General features: G+C 69.3%; 15 protein-coding genes. 1 reads left to right on the forward strand and 14 read right to left on the reverse strand.

Going from position 1 to position 18,679, the window contains the following annotated elements; all coding sequences use genetic code 11:
- Positions 1-71 precede the first annotated feature (71 nt).
- Both lspA and IF78_RS0118340 read right to left on the reverse strand, forming a co-directional pair.
- Positions 72-725 carry a signal peptidase II gene (gene lspA, locus IF78_RS0118335; protein WP_031483369.1) on the reverse strand — a complete coding sequence of 218 codons (654 nt, stop codon included), beginning with the start codon at positions 723-725 and terminating at the stop codon, positions 72-74.
- Positions 726-795: 70 nt separating this feature from the next.
- Complete coding sequence (locus IF78_RS0118340; RefSeq protein WP_078662491.1) at positions 796-2,160, reverse strand: TraR/DksA family transcriptional regulator; 1,365 nt, start codon at positions 2,158-2,160, stop codon at positions 796-798.
- Between the two features lie 602 nt (positions 2,161-2,762).
- On the opposite strand from IF78_RS0118340, the gene ileS reads away from it, so the two are divergent.
- Entirely contained in the window at positions 2,763-5,900 is a 3,138-nt protein-coding gene (ileS, locus tag IF78_RS0118350) for an isoleucine--tRNA ligase (protein WP_031483365.1), read from the forward strand.
- A 236-nt stretch (positions 5,901-6,136) separates the two neighbouring features.
- On the opposite strand, the gene IF78_RS0118355 is transcribed toward ileS, so the two are convergent.
- The 12 genes from IF78_RS0118355 to IF78_RS0118410 all read right to left on the reverse strand — a co-directional run bounded on the left by IF78_RS0118355 (position 6,137) and on the right by IF78_RS0118410 (position 18,678).
- Entirely contained in the window at positions 6,137-7,270 is a 1,134-nt protein-coding gene (locus IF78_RS0118355; protein WP_031483363.1) for a DivIVA domain-containing protein, read from the reverse strand.
- Positions 7,271-7,325: 55 nt separating this feature from the next.
- Entirely contained in the window at positions 7,326-7,613 is a 288-nt protein-coding gene (locus tag IF78_RS0118360) for a YggT family protein (RefSeq protein WP_031483361.1), read from the reverse strand.
- 58 nt (positions 7,614-7,671) lie between these two features.
- On the reverse strand, positions 7,672-8,313 hold the full coding sequence (locus IF78_RS0118365) for a cell division protein SepF (RefSeq protein ID WP_031483359.1): 642 nt from the start codon (positions 8,311-8,313) through the stop codon (positions 7,672-7,674).
- Between the two features lie 125 nt (positions 8,314-8,438).
- Positions 8,439-9,158, reverse strand: coding sequence for a YggS family pyridoxal phosphate-dependent enzyme (locus IF78_RS0118370; RefSeq protein ID WP_031483357.1), 720 nt, complete (start codon positions 9,156-9,158; stop codon positions 8,439-8,441).
- A gap of 6 nt (positions 9,159-9,164) precedes the next feature.
- A complete protein-coding gene (pgeF, locus tag IF78_RS0118375) occupies positions 9,165-9,893 on the reverse strand; it encodes a peptidoglycan editing factor PgeF (RefSeq protein WP_031483355.1) in 729 nt (242 codons plus the stop codon).
- A 10-nt stretch (positions 9,894-9,903) separates the two neighbouring features.
- The gene (gene ftsZ, locus IF78_RS0118380; RefSeq protein WP_031483354.1) at positions 9,904-11,109 is read right to left on the reverse strand and encodes a cell division protein FtsZ; all 1,206 of its coding nucleotides are present in this window, start codon (positions 11,107-11,109) and stop codon (positions 9,904-9,906) included.
- 288 nt (positions 11,110-11,397) lie between these two features.
- Positions 11,398-12,198, reverse strand: coding sequence for a cell division protein FtsQ/DivIB (locus IF78_RS0118385; protein WP_031483353.1), 801 nt, complete (start codon positions 12,196-12,198; stop codon positions 11,398-11,400).
- Between the two features lie 25 nt (positions 12,199-12,223).
- Positions 12,224-13,315, reverse strand: coding sequence for an undecaprenyldiphospho-muramoylpentapeptide beta-N-acetylglucosaminyltransferase (murG, locus tag IF78_RS0118390; protein ID WP_031483352.1), 1,092 nt, complete (start codon positions 13,313-13,315; stop codon positions 12,224-12,226).
- A gap of 6 nt (positions 13,316-13,321) precedes the next feature.
- Positions 13,322-14,686 (reverse strand): putative lipid II flippase FtsW, encoded by a 1,365-nt coding sequence (gene ftsW, locus IF78_RS0118395; RefSeq protein ID WP_031483351.1) that lies wholly within the window; start codon positions 14,684-14,686, stop codon positions 13,322-13,324.
- Between the two features lie 103 nt (positions 14,687-14,789).
- Positions 14,790-16,214: a UDP-N-acetylmuramoyl-L-alanine--D-glutamate ligase gene (gene murD, locus IF78_RS0118400; protein ID WP_031483350.1), complete on the reverse strand. Its 1,425-nt coding sequence runs from the start codon at positions 16,212-16,214 to the stop codon at positions 14,790-14,792.
- Positions 16,196-17,269 (reverse strand): phospho-N-acetylmuramoyl-pentapeptide-transferase, encoded by a 1,074-nt coding sequence (gene mraY / locus IF78_RS0118405; protein WP_031483349.1) that lies wholly within the window; start codon positions 17,267-17,269, stop codon positions 16,196-16,198. The genes murD and mraY overlap by 19 nt, the downstream gene beginning before the upstream one ends.
- Positions 17,266-18,678: a UDP-N-acetylmuramoyl-tripeptide--D-alanyl-D-alanine ligase gene (locus IF78_RS0118410; RefSeq protein WP_031483348.1), complete on the reverse strand. Its 1,413-nt coding sequence runs from the start codon at positions 18,676-18,678 to the stop codon at positions 17,266-17,268. Before IF78_RS0118410 ends, mraY begins: the two co-directional genes overlap by 4 nt.
- Position 18,679: the final 1 nt, after the last annotated feature.

Below are 18,679 nucleotides of genomic sequence, written 5' to 3' on the forward strand. Positions count from 1 at the left end.
ACGAGTATGCCGGACGGGTCCGACAGCCCCGTACCGAGCCTGTGGACAACCCTTCCGGGCGCCTCGTGGGCTCAGTCCTTGTGCACGGTGCCGTCGGGGTCCAGCCCCCTGAACGACAGCAGCACGATCAGGATGCCGCCGCACACGATCGCGGAGTCGGCCAGGTTGAACACCGCGAAGTGCTTGGGCGCGATGAAGTCCACGACCGCGCCCTCGAAGACGCCCGGCGAGCGGAAGATCCGGTCGGTGAGGTTGCCGAGCGCACCGCCGAGCAGCAGGCCGAGCGCGATCGCCCAGGGCAGGCTGTACAGCTTGCGGGCGAGCCGGGCGATCACCACGATCACGGCCGCCGCGATCACCGTGAAGATCACGGTGAAGGCTTCGCCGAACCCGAAGGCGGCGCCCGCGTTGCGGATCGCCTCGAACTTCAGCCAGTCCCCGATGATCTCGATCGGCGGGTGGTGCTCCAGCTTGGCGACCACGAGCATCTTGCTGATCAGGTCGAGGGCGTATGCGAACAGGGCGACCCCGAACAGCACGGCGATCCGGCGCTTGCCCCGGGGCCGCTCGGCTGCGGCCTGCGACGCGTCATCGCCGGACGACTCGGCCGACGCCGTGTTCCCGGCGTCGCGGGCGGCCTTCGTGCCCGCGTCGGACTGCTCCGGCCCGGCTCCCGCCGGCTCTGGGGTATGCGGCGTACCGATGATGCGCTCCGCCTCTGCCACGTGAGTCCCTCAACCTAGGTACCTGACTGAGGACGAGAGTACGGCACGTCCGGCGGCACCCGCCTACCGGTCAGTACCGGCGTTCCTGCTTCTGCTTGCACTCCACGCACAGGGTCGCGCGCGGGAACGCCTGCATCCGGGCCTTGCCGATCGGGTTGCCGCAGTTCTCGCACAGGCCGTAGGTGCCCGCGTCGAGGCGCTCCAGGGCGCGCTCGGTCTGGGTGAGCATCTCGCGCGCGTTGGCGGCGAGCGCCAGCTCGTGCTCGCGCGTGATGTTCTTGGCGCCGGTGTCCGCCTGGTCGTCGCCGGCACCGTCGCCGGAGTCCCGCATCAGGCCGACGAGGGACTCCTCGGACGACGTGAGCTCGTCGCGCAGCCGCATCACCTCGGCCATCAGCTCGGCCCGCGCCTCCTCGACCTCCTCCTCGGTCCAGGGGTCCTCACCGGGGCGCACCGCGAGCTCGCCGGGCTCCACCGCCGCGGAGATGCGTGCCTTGGGAACGGCGGTCTTCGCCGCCGTGGCCGTGCCAGGAGTCTTCTTCGCAACCACTGTCGTGGCTCCCGTCTGCTCCGCGGCCTGCGCCGCGCCCGCCATCTTGGCCCTGCTCTCGGCGACCGCACCTTTCCCGGCCGCCCCCTGCGCGCCCACGCTCCGCCTGACCGCGCCCTTCGTGGAGGCACTCTTCTTGGAGACGCTCTTCTTGGCGCTCTTACTGGAGGCGCTCTTCTCGGTTGGGCTCTTCCCGGAGACGCCCTTGTCGGAGCCGCCCATCTCGGAAACGCCCGTCCCGGAGGCGCCCTTCTTGGAAGCACCCTTCTTGGAAGCGCTCCTCTTGGAGGCGCCCTTCTCGGCAGCGCCCGCCTCCACCCCGGCGCCCTGCTTGCCAGAGGCCCTCTTACCGGCCGTCTCCTTTCCAGCCCCTGCTTTCCCGGCCGTCTTCTCGACGGCGCTCTCCTCGGCCGCCTTGCCCCCGGCAGCCCTCCGCTGAGAAACCGCCTTCTCGGCCGCCGCACCCTTGGCCGCCGCGTCCTTGGCCACCTTCTTCGCCGCAGCCTTCTTCGCCGCTGTCTTCTTCGTCTCAGCCTTCTTGCCGACCGCCTGGGGAGCCTGCGTCCCGGCAGCGACCGCTTTCTTTCCAGCCGCATGCTTCCCAGCCGCGTGCTTCGCAGCCGCCTGCTTACCACTCGCTTTCTTCGCAGCCGCCTTCCCAGCCGCCCGCGAGCCCTCCTCCTTCACGCCCCTCTTCGCCGCCGCCCCAACCCCCACGCCCCCTCGAACCGTCTTCACCGGCATATCTCCGGCCGCCCCCGTCGCACCCCCCTGCATCCCTTTCTTCCCGCCAGCACCCTTGGCCGCACCGCCGGAGGCATCCGCACGCGCATGTGTGGAGCTGCTCGACGCCGACTGCTGTACGGCGGTCTCTTTCGCCACCATGCCGCGGCCCCTTCACATATTGTGATCTTGCACGCGAATCGTGCTGGGACGATAAATCGACTTGAGTCCCGCGGCAACGGGGCACACCGCCCGATTCGCCCGCCTCGCGCATGTCGCGCGCCAGACATGCATGCGTTGTGCCCAGCTCCCCGCCGGGTATGCCGCCGAGCCGAACGTCCCAGATTCCGAACACACGTACCGCTCCATTCGGGTCAGCACGACCGGAACCGCGTCCCCGCCCCCACGGCCCGGAAATCCAGTCGGCCGCTGTCCGCGCGGCGCCGTACACTGGGCGGAGCGAAAAGCGTAGATGGGGACGAGTAGCGGCGTACGCAGCCCAGAGCGACCCGGGGACGGTGGAAGCCCGGGGGCGAGCGCGACGTGAAGATCACCCCGGAGCCGCCGGAAGAAAGCCGCAACCGAAGGTCGCGGCGAGTAGAACCGGCATCGCGACCCCAATGAGGGGGCTCACCGACGCACACCCCGCGTCGGAGGGCCAAGGAGGGTGGTACCGCGGGAGCGCGCCGAAACCGGCGTACGGAAAGAATCGGCTCTCGTCCCTCCGGACGGAAGGCAGCAAGTCCGCCGGAGGAAGCTCGCTGATGACAACGCCGACGTACCGCCAGGTGCCCGCTCAGGTCGACCTGCCCGCGCTCGAGCACGCCGTGCTCGACTTCTGGCGCGAGCAGAAGATCTTCGCCAAGAGCCTGGAGCAGTCCGAGGGCCGCCCGGAGTGGGTGTTCTACGAGGGCCCGCCCACCGCCAACGGCATGCCCGGCGCCCACCACATCGAGGCCCGAGTCTTCAAGGACGTCTTCCCCCGCTTCCGCACCATGCGCGGCTACCACGTGGCCCGCAAGGCCGGCTGGGACTGCCACGGCCTCCCGGTGGAGCTGGCCGTCGAGAAGGAGCTCGGCTTCAGCGGCAAGAAGGACATCGAGGACTACGGCATCGCGGCGTTCAACGCCAAGTGCCGCGAGTCGGTGCTCCGCCACACCGACGCCTTCTCCGACCTGACGACCCGCATGGGCTACTGGGTCGACCTCGACGACGCCTACGTCACGATGGAGCCCGAGTACATCGAGTCCGTCTGGTGGTCGCTGAAGGAGATCTTCAACAAGGGCCTGCTGGTCCAGGACCACCGCGTCGCCCCCTGGTGCCCGCGCTGCGGCACCGGCCTGTCCGACCACGAGCTGGCGCAGGGCTACGAGACGGTCGTCGACCCCTCGGTGTACGTCCGTTTCCCCCTCACCTCCGGTCCGCTGGCCGGCGAGGCCGCGCTCCTGGTGTGGACGACCACGCCCTGGACCCTCGTCTCCAACACGGCCGTGGCCGCGCACCCCGAGGTCACCTACGTCGTGGCGACGAACGGCGAGGAGAAGCTCGTCGTCGCCGAGCCGCTGGTCGCCAAGGCCCTCGGCGAGGGCTGGGAGACCACCGGGCAGACCTTCACGGGCGCCGAAATGGAACGCTGGACGTATCAACGTCCGTTCGAGCTGGTGGAGTTCCCGGCTCCGGCCCACTTCGTGGTCAACGCCGAGTATGTGACGACCGAGGACGGTACGGGTCTGGTCCACCAGTCCCCCGCCTTCGGTGAGGACGACCTCAAGGTCTGCCGCGCGTACGACCTGCCCGTCGTGAACCCCGTCCGCCCCGACGGCACGTTCGAGGACGACGTCCCCCTCGTCGGCGGCGTCTTCTTCAAGAAGGCGGACGAAAAGCTCACCGAGGACCTCCAGCAGCGCGGCCTGCTCTTCCGGCACATCCCGTACGAGCACAGCTACCCGCACTGCTGGCGCTGCCACACCGCGCTCCTCTACTACGCACAGCCCTCCTGGTACATCCGTACGACGGCCGTCAAGGACCGCCTCCTCGAGGAGAACGAGAAGACCAACTGGTTCCCGGACACGGTCAAGCACGGCCGCTTCGGCGACTGGCTGAACAACAACATCGACTGGGCGCTGTCCCGCAACCGCTACTGGGGCACCCCGCTGCCGATCTGGCGCTGCGAGGACGACCACCTCACCTGCGTCGGCTCCCGCGCGGAGCTCACCGAGCTGACCGGCACCGACCAGTCCGCCCTGGACCCGCACCGCCCGTACATCGACGACGTGACCTTCGCCTGCCCCCAGTGCGAAAAGACGGCCACGCGCGTGCCGGAGGTCATCGACGCCTGGTACGACTCGGGCTCGATGCCGTTCGCGCAGTGGGGCTACCCGTACAAGAACAAGGAGCTGTTCGAGAGCCGCTACCCGGCGCAGTTCATCTCCGAGGCCATCGACCAGACCCGCGGCTGGTTCTACACGCTGATGGCGGTCGGCACCCTGGTCTTCGACAAGTCGTCGTACGAGAACGTCGTCTGCCTCGGCCACATCCTCGCCGAGGACGGCCGCAAGATGTCCAAGCACCTGGGCAACATCCTGCAGCCGATCCCGCTGATGGATCAGCACGGCGCGGACGCGGTCCGCTGGTTCATGGCAGCGGGTGGCTCCCCGTGGGCGGCCCGCCGGGTGGGCCACGGCACGATCCAGGAGGTGGTGCGCAAGACCCTCCTCACCTACTGGAACACGGTCGCCTTCCAGGCCCTGTACGCCCGTACGTCGAACTGGGCGCCCTCCGCGGCCGACCCCGCCCCGGCCGACCGCCCGGTCCTGGACCGCTGGTTGCTGTCCGAGCTGCACGCGCTGGTCGACCAGGTCACCCAGTCCCTGGAGGCGTACGACACCCAGCGCGCCGGCAAGCTGCTCTCGGCGTTCGTCGACGACCTGTCGAACTGGTACGTCCGCCGTTCGCGTCGCCGCTTCTGGCAGGGCGACAAGGCGGCGCTGCGCACCCTGCACGAGGTCGTCGAGACGGTCACCAAGCTGATGGCCCCGCTGACCCCGTTCATCACCGAGCGGGTCTGGCAGGACCTGATCGTCCCGGTCACGCCCGGCGCCCCGGAGTCGGTCCACCTCGCCGCCTGGCCGGAGGCGGACCTGTCGGCGATCGACCCGGAGCTGTCCAAGCAGATGGTCCTGGTCCGCCGACTCGTCGAGCTGGGCCGTGCCACGCGCGCGGAGTCGGGTGTGAAGACCCGCCAGCCGCTGTCGCGTGCCCTGGTGGCGGTCGCGGGCTTCGAGACCCTCGACCCCGAGCTGCACACGCAGATCACCGAGGAGCTGAACGTCTCGTCGCTGGCGTCGCTGTCCGAGGTGGGCGGCAGCCTGGTGGACACCACCGCCAAGGCGAACTTCCGCGCTCTGGGCAAGCGGTTCGGCAAGCGCGTCCAGGATGTGGCGAAGGCCATCGCGAACGCGGACGCGGCGGCGCTGTCCCTGGCCCTGCGCGAGGGCACGGCATCGGTGGAGGTCGACGGTGAGACGGTCACCCTCGCTCCGGACGAGGTGATCATCACGGAGACCCCGCGCGAGGGCTGGTCGGTGGCTTCCGACTCGGGCGCGACGGTCGCCCTGGACCTGGAGATCACCGAGGAGCTGCGCCGTGCGGGCCTGGCCCGTGACGCGATCCGCCTGATCCAGGAGGCCCGCAAGAACAGCGGCCTGGACGTGGCCGACCGGATCGCTCTGCGGTGGACGGCGAGGGACGCGGCGACGACCGCAGCCCTCAGCGATCACGCCGAGCTCATCGCCGACGAGGTCCTGGCGACGGACTTCGCCCAGGGCGAGGCGGACGACAGGTATGGCTCCGCGTTCACGGACGAGGGGCTGACCCTGACGTTCCGCCTGCGCAAGATGTAGTGCTTCGCTGAGAAGCGTCGCGTCTTAGAGGACGCAAGCGCCCCATCGAAGGCCCGGGCGGCCAAGAAATCTTGGTCGGCCCGGGCCTTCGGCGTTGCGTACGTCGGACACCCCACCCACGGTCCGAACAAACACCGCAAACCCCGTGAACACGCGTAGCAAAAGGGCGGGGCCCCGGATCGAAATCCGGGGCCCCGCCCTGAACGCTGCCGACGCCTACGGCGTACTACCAACCGTCAGTTGTCGTCCTCGTCGATGAGGAACCCACGCATCGGAGACGGAGCCTGGCCCATCGGGGACGGACCCTGCGGCCGGACCGGTGCCATCGGCTGGGTCATCGCCGGGGACATCTGCTGCTGACCGCCGTAGGACGGACCGGCCGGAGACGGGGCGCCGCCCATCGTCTGGTTGCCGCCGTACGACGGGGCACTCGCGCCGGCCGGTGCCATGGAAGGCGCCGGGGACGGCGGGAGGGATGCCGTAGCCGGGGTGCGCGGCGGGGCGAGCGAGTCGTCCGCCTGCGTCTCCAGCTGGCGCAGCTGGGACTCGAGGTAGGACTTCAGCCGCGTGCGGTACTCGCGCTCGAAGCCGCGCAGGTCCTCGACCTTGCGCTCCAGCGTGGCGCGAGCGGACTCCAGCGAGCCCATCGCGACGCGGTGCTTCTCCTGCGCGTCCCGCTCCAGGGCGTCAGCCTTGGCACGGGCGTCCCGCTCGAGACCCTCGGCACGCGAACGCGCCTCGCCGACGATCTTGTTGGCCTCGGAACGGGCCTCCGCGATCGCCTGGTCGGCGGTCTGCTGGGCGAGCGACAGAACGCGCGCGGCGCTGTCGCCACCGGGGCCGCCCTGACCGGGACCGCCCATCGGGCCACCCATCGGACCGCCCATGGGGCCGCCCATCTGCTGCATGGGGGGCTGGCCCATCGGCCCCGGACCCTGGCCCATCGGACCGGGACCCTGAGGGCCACCCTGACCGCCGGGACCGGCGGGCAGCTGCGGGGCACCGCTCGGCAGCTGGGGCGGACCACCCATGGGGCCACCCATCTGCTGCTGCGGCGGGCCCGATATCCCGGCGGGAACGGGAGCCCCGGGACCGCGCATGCCCTGCTGCGGCATGCCGCCCTGCTGCATACCGCCCTGCTGCTGGTCCTGCGGCGGCTCCGGAGGCTTGCGCATGTTCTGCTGGTTCTGGGCAGCAGCACGCGTGGCCGCGGCCAGCTTGGCGCGCAGGTCCTCGTTCTCGCGGAGCAGGCGCGTCAGTTCGGCTTCGACCTCATCGAGGAAGGCATCGACCTCGTCCTCGTCATAGCCTTCTCGGAGGCGGACGGTCGTGAACTGCTTGTTCCGCACGTCCTCGGGGGTCAACGGCATCTCTTCACCTCAACGTTGTCGTCGGCAGTCGGCAAGACCGTATCTGTCACATCGCTCACATCGCGCTCCGCACGAGCGTGATCAGGATGTAGACGATGATCATCAGTACGAAGAAGGACAGGTCGAGCGCCACGCCCCCGAGACGCAGCGGCGGGATGAACCGCCGCAGAAGCTTCAGCGGTGGATCGGTGACAGTGTAGGTGGCCTCCAGAACGACCACCATCGCCTTGCCGGGTTGCCATGAGCGGGCGAACTGGAAGACGTAGTCCATGACCAACCGGAAGATGAGCACGATGAGGAAGACCATCAGCGCGATGTAAAGAACCTGCAGGACCACGCTCATGACTGGTGCTTCCCTCTCCCCTGTTCCCAGTTCCGTGCTGTTCTTCCGGTGGTGCGTCTCAGCTCTGGTTGAAGAACCCGCCCTCTGCGATGCGGGCCTTGTCCTCCGCCGTGACATCGACGTTAGCAGGCGACAACAGGAACACCTTCTGCGTCACCCGCTCGATGCTGCCGTGAAGACCAAACACCAAACCGGCCGCAAAGTCGACAAGTCGCTTCGCGTCTGTGTCATCCATCTCAGTCAGATTCATGATCACCGGCGTGCCCTCACGGAAGTGTTCCCCGATGGTACGGGCCTCGTTGTACGTCCGCGGGTGAAGCGTGGTGATCCGGTACGGCTCTCGTTCCGACACGACCTTGGGCATGATCACCGGTGCGTTCTTCTCCAGGCTTGCGCGTTCTTGTGTGATGGATGCCACGGGCGCGATACGCGCCGGGCGGCTGGATTCCGCGGGTAGCGAAGTCGATCGGGCCACGGGTTCACGCGGCGCGGGCGGCTGCACGATTCGCACCTCTTCGTCCCTTTGGGACTGATGTGCGCTGTGGGACTGGTGTGACGGTTCGTGCCGTCGGTGGTCCCGCTCGGGCTCCGGGTCCAGTTCGGGCTCGAAGTCGTCATCGGGGTCGAACCCCCGGCCGTCGTACCCATCGTCCTCCACGAGGCCGAGGTAGACCGCCATCTTGCGCATCGCGCCGGCCATGCTCTGAGTCCTCCGCTCTGTGGTGGATCGGCGACTGCCAAGTGCCCGCCATCCACGCGGTCGTTACGCCCGCCTTTCGGCGACATTGACCATATTTTCTGCTGTGGTCCGACTTCCTGGCGACGTTACCCGAGCCTGGGGCGGACTCCGAGTACCGCAGTGCCGACGCGCACATGTGTCGCACCGGCCGCCACCGCCTCTTCGAGATCCGCACTCATCCCTGCCGACACCATGTTCGCAGTCGGATGAGCTCGGCGCAGGTCAGTCGACAAATCCATCAACCGCTCGAACGCCGCCTGTTGGCGCCCGGCGTACTCCCCCGAGAGCGGGGCGACGGTCATGAGTCCGTCCAGCCGCAGCCCCGGAGCCTTCGCGACGAGGTCCGCCAACTCTTCGATCCCACCTGGCGCCACACCACCTCTCTCGCCTCTCAGGCTCACTCCCGCGTCCAGCGCCACCTGGATCAGGCAGCCCACCTCGCGCTCCTGCCGTTCGGCCTCCCTCGAGAGCGCCGTCACCAGCTTGGAACGATCGACGGACTGCACGAGATCCGCGTAACTCACCACGGATCGCACCTTGTTGGTCTGCAATTGACCAACAAAATGCCAAGCGAGGGGCAGATCCGAGCATTCGGCGGCCTTGGGGGCCGCGTCCTGGTCGCGGTTCTCGGCGACGTGACGGACACCGAGTTCCGACAGGATCCGCACATCGCTCGCGGGATAGGTCTTGGTGACCACGATGAGTGTCACCTCGTCGCGCCCCCGCCCGGCGGCGGCGCAGGCGGCGGCGATGCGCGCCTCCACTTTCGCCAGGTTCGCGGCGAGTTCGCCCTTACGGTCCGTCATGCTCTCTCAGTCCAACCAGACATATCCCGCGAGTCGCCCCGTGGTGCGGTCGCGGCGGTACGAGAAGTGGTCGCCCGACTCACGGGTGCACACCGGCGACTGCTCCCGGTCGCGCACGCCGAGTCGGGCGAGTTGCGCGTGCACTCCGGAGGCGACGTCCACCGCGGGAGTGCCCCAACTCGTCTCGGCGTGCGCCGTCGGCTCCACGGCGGCCACTTCGGCGCGCATCGTCTCCGGCACCTCGTAGCACCGACCGCATACGGCGGGGCCGGTGCGGGCGATGATCCGGGCCGGGTCGGCGCCCAGTTCGGTCATCGCGCGTAGCGCGGCCGGCACGACTCCGGCGACCATGCCGGGCCGCCCCGCGTGGGCCGCGGCGGCGATCCCGGCGACCGGGTCGGCCAGCAGGACCGGCACGCAGTCGGCGGTGAGAACGGCGAGGGCGAGACCACGCCGCGCCGTGACGATCGCGTCGACGTCGGGCACCGGACGATCACGCCATGGTCCGTCGACCACGGCGACGTCCGTCCCGTGCACCTGGTTCATCCACACGACGCCACCCGGGTCGAGCCCGAGCGACTTGGCGGCGAGCTCGCGATTGGTCAGTACGGCGTCGGTGTCGTCGCCGACCGCCCCGCCGAGGTTGAGCTCCTCATACGGAGCGGCGCTCACCCCGCCCCACCGGTCGGTGAAGGCGAAGTGCGCGCCGCTCACGGTGTCGCGCTGTCCTATCACGTCAGAAGGATCACTTAAGGAAGTCCGGGACGTCCAGTTCCTCCGCCGCGCTGTCGGCGTAGGTCCGCGACGACGGGACCGGCGGGGCGACCGGGACGTCGGCCACCGGCTCGGGCTCCGGCTCCGGCTCCTCCTTCGGCTTGACGCTGCCGAGCGAGCCGAAGGACGGACGGCTCTCGGTCTGCCGTACCGGAGTGGGCTCCTCGCGGCGGGCCGAGGAGGAGGACGACGACGTCGAGCCGAGGACGTTGTCCCGGCGGGCCGGCGGCTGGCCCCCGTCGAAGCCGGCCGCGATCACTGTGACCCGCACCTCGTCGCCGAGGGCGTCGTCGATGACCGCGCCGAAGATGATGTTGGCCTCGGGGTGGGCGGCCTCGCTGACCAGTTGGGCGGCCTCGTTGATCTCGAACAGGCCGAGGTCGGAGCCGCCGGAGATCGAGAGCAGCACGCCCCGGGCGCCGTCGATGGACGCCTCCAGGAGCGGCGAGGAGATCGCCATCTCGGCCGCGGCCACCGCGCGGTCGTCGCCGCGGGCCGAGCCGATGCCCATGAGGGCCGAACCGGCCTCGGACATGACCGACTTGACGTCGGCGAAGTCGAGGTTGATCAGGCCGGGGGTGGTGATGAGGTCGGTGATGCCCTGGACACCGGAGAGCAGGACCTGGTCGGCCGACTTGAAGGCGTCGAGCACCGAGACCTGGCGGTCCGAGATGGACAGCAGCCGGTCGTTCGGGATGACGATGAGGGTGTCGACCTCTTCGCGGAGCTCGGCGATGCCGTCCTCGGCCTGGTTCGCGCGGCGCCGTCCCTCGAAGGTGAACGGGCGCGTGACCACGCCGATGGTGAGGGCACCGAGGGAGCGTGCGATGTTGGCCACGACGGGCGCCCCGCCGGTGCCGGTGCCGCCGCCTTCACCGGCCGTCACGAAGACCATGTCGGCCCCCTTGAGGACCTCTTCGATCTCCTCGCGGTGGTCCTCGGCGGCCTTGCGGCCGACGGCCGGGTTCGCTCCGGCGCCGAGTCCGCGGGTGAGTTCGCGGCCGACGTCGAGCTTGACGTCGGCGTCGCTCATCAACAGAGCTTGCGCGTCAGTGTTGATGGCGATGAACTCGACGCCCTTGAGACCGACCTCGATCATCCGGTTGATGGCATTGACACCACCGCCGCCGACACCGATGACTTTGATGACTGCGAGGTAGTTCTGCGGTGCTGCCACGTCGAAGGCCTCTCGCCTCGAGTTACGGGTCGTCGGATCACGGGAAGCGGTGTGCCTTCGTGAACCGGCGACTGATGCCGAATGGGACGGTCCGTAGCGCCGACCCGAACCCTAACCCTGAAGTTTAGGGTTACCAGTGTGTCTGTTCCTTGAAGTCTTCTGAACAGGACACTAAGTCGACAAGTGGCGCACGTTCAACGAACACGCCGAACCTCCCGTTTTTCTTTTCACCCTATGTGATCAGCCATGTCGCTGCCCAACCAGGGTGCTGGCCTGCGCGAATGTGCGTCAACTTCCCGCTGACGCAGGGGCGGTGGGAACACTGACGTCGAAGTACCGCGCATCCGGCGAGGCTTTCATGAGAGCGGTGAGTGTGCGAGCCTTCGCGGCACCCTTCTCGCCACTCCCCCACGCGACGGTCCGGCCGTCACCCAACTCCAGCGAGATGTCGTCGTAGGAACGGACCTTGACGACCTCGGTGGACCGCGCGACGGCGGCCGGAATGGCGCGGGCGACCCGCACCGCCTCCCGCACCAGACGGTCCTCTCCGAAGCGTCGCAGGCTCGCCGCGGCGGAGCTGGACCGGGACGGCGTCAATTCCAGTGCGGGAACGCCTTTCGGTGGCTCAGAAACCGTGGCGAAACGGACACCTTCATCGTCCACTTCGATGAAGTTTCCGCCCTTTTGGACAATCAGAACCGGAGTGCGCTCCACCACTTTCAGGCCGATTCCATGCGGCCAGGCACGGACCACATCAACCGCGTCAATTCGGGGCAATTTCCGGCGCAGTCGCGCCTCAATCGCATCGGTGTCGACGGAAATCATGGGCGCCCCTACGGGGACGTCGGCGGCGTCATGGATCTGCCCGGGCGTCAGGACTCGCGTTCCGGAGACGGAGACGCGCTCCACGCGCAGCCACTGAGAGCCGTACAACGCCCAAACGGAGCCCGCGCCGAGGAGCACCAGGATGACGACAAGAATGATGATCGTACGAAGGCGGCGGCGCAGCCCCAACCGCCGCCGGGCGAGGGGCGGGTCGGACGACTCCTGCTGGCGTTCACCGCGCTCCGCGGTCGTCGGTCCGGCCACGCTCCCTGCCCTCCGTCATACAGTCCTATCGACGGTGCGAGGCGATCGCCTCGTACACCATGCCGACGAGCAGGTCGTCGGCGTCCCGGCGGCCGAACTCGCTTGCGGCGCGGGACATCTCGTACAGCCGGTGCGGGTCGGCGAGCACGGGCAGGACGTTCTGCTGCACCCACTCGGGCGTGAGTTCCGCGTCGTCGACCAGCAGCCCGCCGCCGGCCTTGACCACCGGCTGGGCGTTCAGCCGCTGTTCGCCGTTGCCGATGGGCAGCGGGACGTAGGCGGCCGGGAGTCCGACGGCGGAGAGTTCGGCGACGGTCATCGCGCCCGCGCGGCAGAGCATCATGTCGGCCGCGGCGTACGCGAGGTCCATCCGATCCAGGTAACTTACCGGGATGTAGGGGGGCATTCCCGGCATCTGATGCACTTGCGGCAGTTCGTTCTTGGGACCGACCGCGTGCAGGATCTGGATCCCGGCCTGCTGCAGCCAGGGCGCGACCTGCTGGACGACCTCGTTGAGGCGGCGGGCGCCCTGCGAGCCGCCGGAGACCAGCAGCGTCGGCAGGTTCGGGTCGAGCCCGAACATCGCGCGGGCCTCGGGGCGGACGGCGGCCCGGTCGAGGGTGGCGATGGTCCGGCGCAGCGGGATGCCGATGTAGCGCGAGTTGCGGAGCTTGCTGTCCGGGGTGGAGACGGCGACCTGGGCCGCGTACCGCGAACCGATCTTGTTGGCGAGGCCGGGGCGGGCGTTGGCCTCGTGGATGACGATGGGCACACCCAGGCGCTTGGCGGCGAGGTAGCCGGGCAGGGCGACATAGCCGCCGAAGCCGACGACGCAGTCCGCCTTGGTGCGCTCCAGGATCTGCTCGGTCGCCTTGATCGTGCCGCGCAGCCGGCCCGGGACGGTGATCAGCTCGGGCGTGGGCTTGCGCGGCAGGGGTACGGCGGGGATCAGCGCGAGCTCGTAGCCCCGCTCGGGCACGAGCCGGGTCTCAAGGCCGCGCTCCGTGCCCAGGGCCGTGATCCCCACGGTCGGGTCCTGCCTGCGCAGGGCGTCCGCGAGGGCGAGCGCGGGCTCGATGTGGCCGGCGGTCCCCCCACCGGCGAGTACGACATGCACCGAAATTCACCGCTCTCCGGACGAACGCGCCGCCGAGGCACGCCGTCGCATCGTGTTCCATCTCCGAGGCTCCCGGCCGGAGCCGGCGCCTCCCGCACGCTTTCTACCAAAGCGGGGTTGCCGCGCAGAAAGCGCCGCCCGCGCAGCGGGCTCGTCGCGCGCGAAGGCGATCAGCAACCCGATGGCGAACATGGTCGGCAGCAGGGCGGACCCTCCGTAGGAGAACAGCGGGAGGGGGACACCGGCGATCGGCAGCAGGCCGAGCACCGCACCGATGTTGATCACGGCTTGCGCGGTGATCCAGGTGGTCACGCCTCCCGCGGCGTACCTCACGAAGGGGTCCTCCGTGCGTCCGGCCACGCGGATACCCGCATAGCCTAGAGCCGCGAAGAGGGCGAGCACCGACAGCGTCCCCGCCAGGCCCAGTTCCTCACCGGTGACGGCGAAGATGAAGTCGGTGTGGGCTTCGGGGAGTTGACCCCATTTCTCCACACTCGCCCCCAGCCCGGAACCGAAAATTCCGCCGGACGCGAGCGCGTAGATGCCGTGCACGGCCTGCCAGCAGTCGACGGGGCCGGCCTGTGGCTCGGTGGCGCCGAGGCACTGCAGGCGGGCCATCCGGTTCTCGCTGCTCTTGATCAGGAACACGCCGATCACACCGGCGAACGACAGGACCCCCACGAACAGCCGGGTCGGCGCCCCCGCCAGCCACAGCAGGCCGAACAGGATCGCCGACATGACGATCGCCGTGCCCATGTCGCCACCGAGCATGATCAGTCCGAGCAGCATGAAGGCGACCGGCACGAGCGGCACCAGCATGTGCTTCCACTGCGTCAGCAGCCTCTTGTCCTGCTTGCGGGCGATCAGGTCCGCGCCCCACAGCACCAGCGCGAGCTTGCCCAACTCGCTGGGCTGGATCTGGAAGGAGCCGCCGAGGGCGATCCAGTTCTGGTTGCCGTTGACCGCGACTCCTATCCCGGGCACCTGCACCAGTGCCATCAGGAAGACGGCGCCGGCGAGGATCGGGTAGGCGAGCGCCCGGTGCAGCTTCACGGGCATCCGGGAGGCGGCGAACAGCAGCCCGGTGCCGATCGCCGCGGCCAGCAGCTGCTTGCGGAAGAAGTACGACCCCGGCAACGACATCTGCAGTGCCTTGATCTGGGAGGCCGAGTAGACCATCACCAATCCGAGCACGGTGATCAGCAGGCTGCCGCCGAGGATCAGGTAGTACGCGGTCAGCGGCCGGTCCCACGCCCGCTGCACGCGCGTGTACAGCCGTCGTACGGCGTTGTCGCTCGGCGGCCGGGGAGGGTCGGGGCGGCGTCGGACGGCCCGCTGCACGGGAGGCCGTCCCGTACGGCTACCGGGCATCGGCGCTCACCGCCTCGCCATGCGCGTACACACTGGCCGGCCACATCCGAGTCACGCGTCCCTCCAAGGGTCCCGAAGCACCCGCAGTGGCCGAGACCCGGCGTCAGGCGCCCGCGCCGAGTTCGCGAACCGCCTCCGCGAACACGTCACCGCGCTGGTTGTAGTTGGCGAACATGTCCATCGAGGCACAGGCCGGGGCAAGGAGCACCGTGTCGCCGGGTCGTGCGAGCCGCTGCGCCTCCTGGACTGCCGCGAGCATCGCCCCAGTGTCGGTCCGGTCGAGGTCGACGACGGGTACTTCCGGCGCGTGTCGCGCGAGGGCTTCACGGATCAGGCCACGATCGGCGCCGATGAGCACGGCCGCGCGAAGGCGCTTTGCCGACTTGGCGACGAGCTCCTCGAAGACGGCGCCCTTGGCGAGCCCGCCCGCGATCCACACGATGGACTCGTAGGCCGCCAACGAGGCCTCGGCCGCGTGGGTGTTGGTCGCCTTGGAGTCGTCGACGTACGCGACCCCGGCCACGTCCGCCACGTGCGCGATGCGGTGCGCGTCCGGGGTGAAGGCCCGCAGCCCGTCCCGGACGGCCTTGGGGGGCACCCCGAAGGCACGGGCGAGGGCCGCCGCCGCGAGGGCGTTGGCGATGTTGTGCGGGGCCGGCGGATTGACGTCGGAGACCTCGGCGAGCTCCTGGGCGTTCTGCTGCCGGTTCTCGACGAAGGCGCGGTCGACCAGGATGCCCTCCACGACGCCGAGTTGGGACGGGCCGGGCGTGCCGAGGGTGAAGCCGATGGCCCGGCAGCCCTCCTCGACGTCGGCCTCGCGCACCAGGTCCTCGGTGGCCTTGTCGGCGACGTTGTACACGCAGGCGACGCGGTTGCCCTCGTAGATACGGCCCTTGTCGCGCGCGTACGCCTCCATGGAGCCGTGCCAGTCGAGGTGGTCGGGGGCGAGGTTCAGCACGGCCGCGGAGTGGGCGCGCAGCGAGGGCGCCCAGTGGAGCTGGTAGCTGGACAACTCCACGGCGAGGACGTCGTACTGCTCCTCGCCGAGCACCGCGTCGAGGAGGGAGACGCCGATGTTGCCCACGGCGGCGGTGCGCAGGCCCGCCGCCTTCAGAATCGAGGCCAGCATCTGGACGGTCGTGGTCTTGCCGTTGGTGCCGGTGACCGCGAGCCAGGGCGCGGCGTCGGGGCCGCGCAGCCGCCAGGCGAGCTCGACGTCGCCCCAGATCTCGATGCCTGCTTCACGAGCCGCCGCGAACAGCGGCTTGTCCGGCTTCCAGCCGGGCGCGGTCACGATGAGTTCGGTGCCTTCGGGCAGGGTCGCCCCGTCGCCGAGGCGGACGGTGACGCCGAGCGCCTCCAGCTCCTCGGCCTGGGCACGCGCGCGTGCGTCGTCGCCGTCGTTGACGACGGTGACCTTCGCGCCGAGGCCGTGCAGCACCTTGGCCGCCGGGATCCCGGAGACGCCGAGCCCGGCGACGGTGACGTTCTTCCCCTGCCAGTCGGTCACTTGTCCGCTGCCCATCCCGCGTAGAAGAGGCCCAGTCCGACGATCACACAGATGCCCTGAATGATCCAGAAACGGACCACGACGAGTACTTCTGACCAGCCCTTGAGTTCGAAGTGGTGTTGGAGTGGCGCCATCCGGAAGACGCGCTTCCCGGTGAGCCGGAAGGAGCCGACCTGGATGACCACCGACATGGTGATGAGCACGAACAGGCCGCCGAGGATGGCGAGCAGCAGCTCGGTGCGCGAGCAGATCGCGAGACCGGCGAGCGCGCCACCGAGGGCCAGCGAACCGGTGTCACCCATGAAGATCTTCGCGGGCGACGTGTTCCACCACAGGAAGCCGAGGCAGGCACCCATCAGCGCCGAGGAGACGACGGCGAGGTCGAGTGGATCTCGCACCTCGTAGCAGGCGCCGGGGTTGGCGAGCGTCTGGGCGTTGGCGCAGGACTCCTGGAACTGCCACACGCCGATGAACGTGTACGCGCCGAAGACGAGCACGGAGGCGCCGGTGGCGAGGCCGTCCAGACCGTCCGTCAGGTTCACGCCGTTCGACATGGCGAGGATCATGAACAGCGCCCAGACGACGAACAGCACCGGGCCGATGGACCAGCCGAAGTCCTGCACGAAGGAGAGCTTGGTGGAGGCCGGGGTGTTGTTGCGGTTGTCCGCGAACTGCAGCGACAGCACCGCGAAGGCGATACCGCCGAGGAGCTGGCCGGCCATCTTGGCCTTGGCCCGCAGACCCAGCGAACGACGCTTGACGATCTTGATGTAGTCGTCCAGGAAGCCGACCAGACCCATGCCGGCCATCAGACCGAGCACCAGGACGCCGGAGAACGTCGGCGGCTTGCCCGTGATCAGCTTCGACAGGAAGTACGCGGCGATCGTCGCCAGGATGAAGGCGATACCACCCATGGTCGGCGTACCGCGCTTGCTGTGGTGCTCGCGCGGGCCGTCGTCCCGGATGTACTGGCCGTAGCCCTTGCGGGCCAGCAGCTTGATCAGCAGCGGGGTGCCGACCAGGGTCAGGAAGAGACCAATGACTCCTGAGAACAGGATCTGATTCATCATCGGGCTGCGACCTCACCCTCGGCACCGTCGAGGAGCGCCTGGGCAACGCTCTCCAGACCGACCGAACGGGACGCCTTCACGAGTACGACGTCCCCCGGGCGCAACTCGCTGCGCAACAGGTCGACCGCCGCCTGTGCGTCGGACACGTGCACCGACTCCTCACCCCACGAACCCTCGTTATATGCGCCCAGTTGCAGCCAGGACGCTTCCCTGCCCCCGACCGCGACGAGCTTGCTGACGTTGAGCCGGACGGCGAGCCGCCCGACCGCGTCGTGCTCGGCGAGCGCCTCGTCCCCGAGCTCGGCCATCTTGCCGAGCACCGCCCACGTACGACGCCCCTTGCCCATGGCCGCAAGGGCACGCAGAGCGGCCCTCATGGACTCGGGGTTCGCGTTGTAGGCGTCGTTGACGACCGTCACGCCGTCCGGGCGCTCGGTGACCTCCATCCGCCAGCGGGAGAGGGAGCCCGCCTCGGAGAGCGCGGTGGCGATCTCTTCCGCGGACATGCCCAGCTCATGGGCGACGGCGGCCGCGGCGAGCGCGTTCGACACGTGGTGCTCACCGTACAGGCGCATGGTCACATCGCTTGCACCGGAGGGTGTGTGAAGGGTGAAAGCAGGCTGTCCGCTGTCCGTGAGTCTGACGTTCTCGGCGCGTACGTCCGCTTCGCCTGACTCTCCGAAAAGGATCACCTTCGCCTTCGTACGGGACGCCATGGCCCGTACGAGAGGATCGTCGGCGTTGAGGATCGCGGCGCCGCCGTCCTCCTCCGACGGCAGGCCCTCGACGAGCTCGCCCTTGGCCTGCGCGATCTGCTCGCGGCCGCCGAACTCGCCGATGTGGGCGGTGCCGACATTGAGCACGAGGCCGATCCTCGGCGGCGTCAGATCGGCGAGGTAGCGGATGTGGCCGATGCCGCGGGCGCCCATCTCCAGGACCAGGAACCTGGTCTCCTCGGTGGCGCTGAGTGCGGTGAGCGGCAGCCCGATCTCGTTGTTGAGCGAGCCCGGCGTCCACACGGTGGGCGCCTTGCGCTGGAGCACCTGGGCGATCAGGTCCTTGGTGCTGGTCTTGCCCGCCGAGCCGGTCAGGGCGACGAGGGTCGCGCCGAGCCGTCGTACGACATGACGGGCGAGGGCGCCGAGGGCCGTCTGGACGTCGTCCACGACGATCGCGGGGACGCCCACGGGACGCGAGGCCAGTACGGCGACGGCACCCGCCGCCACGACCGCCTCGGCGAAGTCGTGGCCGTCCACGCGCTCGCCGACGAAGGCGGCGAAGAGGGTGCCGGGCTCCACTTCACGGGAGTCCCGGACGACCGGTCCGGTGACCTGGACGGACGGATCCGGTATGTCGTACGTCTGCCCGCCGACGACTTCTGCGATCTCGGCGAGAGAGAGGGCGATCACA

The organism is Streptomyces bicolor (assembly GCF_000719285.1).
Classification (GTDB): Bacteria; Actinomycetota; Actinomycetes; order Streptomycetales; family Streptomycetaceae; genus Streptomyces; species Streptomyces bicolor.